This window comes from Rhodovulum sp. (assembly GCF_011048875.1).
Taxonomy (GTDB): Bacteria; Pseudomonadota; Alphaproteobacteria; order Rhodobacterales; family Rhodobacteraceae; genus Rhodovulum; species Rhodovulum tesquicola.
Genome location: NZ_DSDD01000156.1, coordinates 1 through 1,895, shown reverse-complemented (window position 1 = coordinate 1,895; position 1,895 = coordinate 1). Strand labels below are relative to the sequence as shown.

The following is a 1,895-nucleotide window of genomic DNA, read 5'->3' as shown; positions in this document are numbered from 1 at the left end:
GCGACGCCACCCGCCCGCGATGGATGACATATAGCCCCGAGCCGAGGATAATCGCCACGCCCAGCCAGGTCAGCGCGTCCGGAAAATCGCCGAACACGAGATAGCCGACCACGGTGGCGCCCACGATCTCGAGATATTGCAGCGGCGCCAGCAGCCCCGCCTCGGCCCGGCGGAACGCCTCGGCGATCAGCACGAAGGCGGTGATCGCCGTCGCCCCGGCCCCGAGGATCGCCGCCCAGTGCCAGCCCGGGGCGCCGACCATGGCAAGCTCGATCCGGCCCGCCGCCCAGAGCCCGGCCAGCACCAGCCCCATCGCCAGCGCCCCGTAGATCGAGGCGCCGAGTTGCACGGTCAACGCCGTGCGGGTGGCCGTCGCGCGCCGCAGAACGATCATGTTCAACGCATAGGCCAGCGCCGCACCCAGCGGGAACAGCGCCGCCGGTCCGAAGGCCGCGAAACCGGGCCGGATCACGATCATCGCGCCGATCAGCCCCACGCCCACCGCCACCAGCCGCCGCGGCCCCAGCCGTTCGCCCAGCAGCGGCACCGCCAGCAGCGTCAAAAGCAGCGGCTCGACGAAGAAGATGGCGATCGCCGTCGCGATCGGCATCGCCGCGAAGGCCGAGATCAGGCTGACCAGCGTGAGCGTCATCAACAGCCCGTTCAGCGCCACGATCGGCGAGAACATCCGCCCCAGAAGCTGCCGACGCAACAGCACCGCCACCGGCACCAGCCACAGCACCTGCGCGGCCAGCCGCCAGAAGGTGACCTCGAGCGGCGCAACCGTGCCGGTCAGCAGCTTGGCCAGCGCATCCCCCACCGGCAGCAGGATCATGGCCGCCGACATCGCCACCATGCCGTCCAGGACCGATCCGGGGGCGTCGGCGCGGATCGGGGCGGGGCGGTTGCTGCGGATCATGGTCCCTCGGTCTGGCGCGCCCATGGCGGGCCTCGGCGCATCGGCCGGGCATAGGGGCCGCCGCGTCCGCCTGTCAATCCGGAGCCTGCGCCCCCTGGGCCTGCGTCATCCGGCGCCGGGTCACCTCGCAGACCTCGGCGGTCATCCGCGCCAGCTTGCCCGCCTCGTCGGTGCAGGCGGCGATCTTGGCGCCGAGATAGCTGGCGGGCAATCCGGCCAGTTGTTCGGGATCGCGGCAGGTGGCCAGCGCGCCCAGCGCCTCGGCATCGCACCGCGCTTCGTCGCGGGCAAAGACGGCCAGTTCGGTCGCTGTGCGCGCCGCGTGGTCCAGCATCGCCGCACCGACCCAGGCCATCAGGCCAAGCCCCTCGGCCTGGGTCTTGAGCACCGCGTCGAAGGACGCGGGAAAGGGGGTATCTGCTTGGGTCGGCATCTGCGGGACCTCCCGGGGCAGGGACATCTCGCGCCGCAAGATAGGCGCGCACGCGCACACCGTCAAAGCCCAAGCACCCGATATCGCGGGACACCCCCCCCCGACAGGTCGCCCCGCGCGCCCGGTTTGTTCAGGCCATCGTCGGCCCGCGCAGCGATATCCGCGGGTGCCCGCGTCAGGATCGCGATCCCCATGCCATGCCGTCGAAAGGATCGCCCGGCCCTGCCGGGACTGCCACATGGCGACGGGGCCCCGCGGCAGGGCCGGGCCGGTCCGGATCGGTGCGATCCGGACCCAGCGGCACGGGATTGGGTCCGTAACGAAAAGGGCAGCATTGGCACGAACCTTACCGGACATGGCGCGATCCTTGATGGAGGGGGCGGTTTGGGGCAGGAGTGGTCGGGTGTGCGGATGTCGACGGGGCGGGGAACACGCAATGGAAGGCTACAAGCGCTACGCGATCTATTTTGCGCCGGAACCCGGTCCGCTGGCAGAGTTCGGCGCGGCGTGGCTGGGCTGGGATCCGCTGGCGGGAACGACACG

2 protein-coding genes and 1 pseudogene are annotated in these 1,895 nt (G+C 71.2%); 1 reads left to right on the top strand and 2 read right to left on the bottom strand.

All coding sequences use genetic code 11. The annotated features are described in order from the left end of the window. Nucleotides 1-919, bottom strand: a 919-nt coding sequence (locus ENN83_RS05585) for a DMT family transporter (RefSeq protein ID WP_287185025.1), incomplete at its 3' end; no start/stop codon positions are given. Nucleotides 920-992: 73 nt separating this feature from the next. Continuing rightward, nucleotides 993-1,352, bottom strand: a complete 360-nt coding sequence (locus ENN83_RS05580) for a hypothetical protein (RefSeq protein WP_287185023.1) — start codon at nucleotides 1,350-1,352, stop codon at nucleotides 993-995. A gap of 436 nt (nucleotides 1,353-1,788) precedes the next feature. Between ENN83_RS05580 and ENN83_RS05575 the strand changes: the two are divergent. Next, nucleotides 1,789-1,895: pseudogene (locus ENN83_RS05575) on the top strand (phosphonate metabolism protein); the annotation flags it as partial.

Bases quoted from the DNA above. Each gene is read 5' to 3' on its own strand.
- ENN83_RS05580 (WP_287185023.1), bottom strand. From the start codon at position 1,352: ATGCCGACCCAAGCAGATACCCCCTTTCCCGCGTCCTTCGACGCGGTG.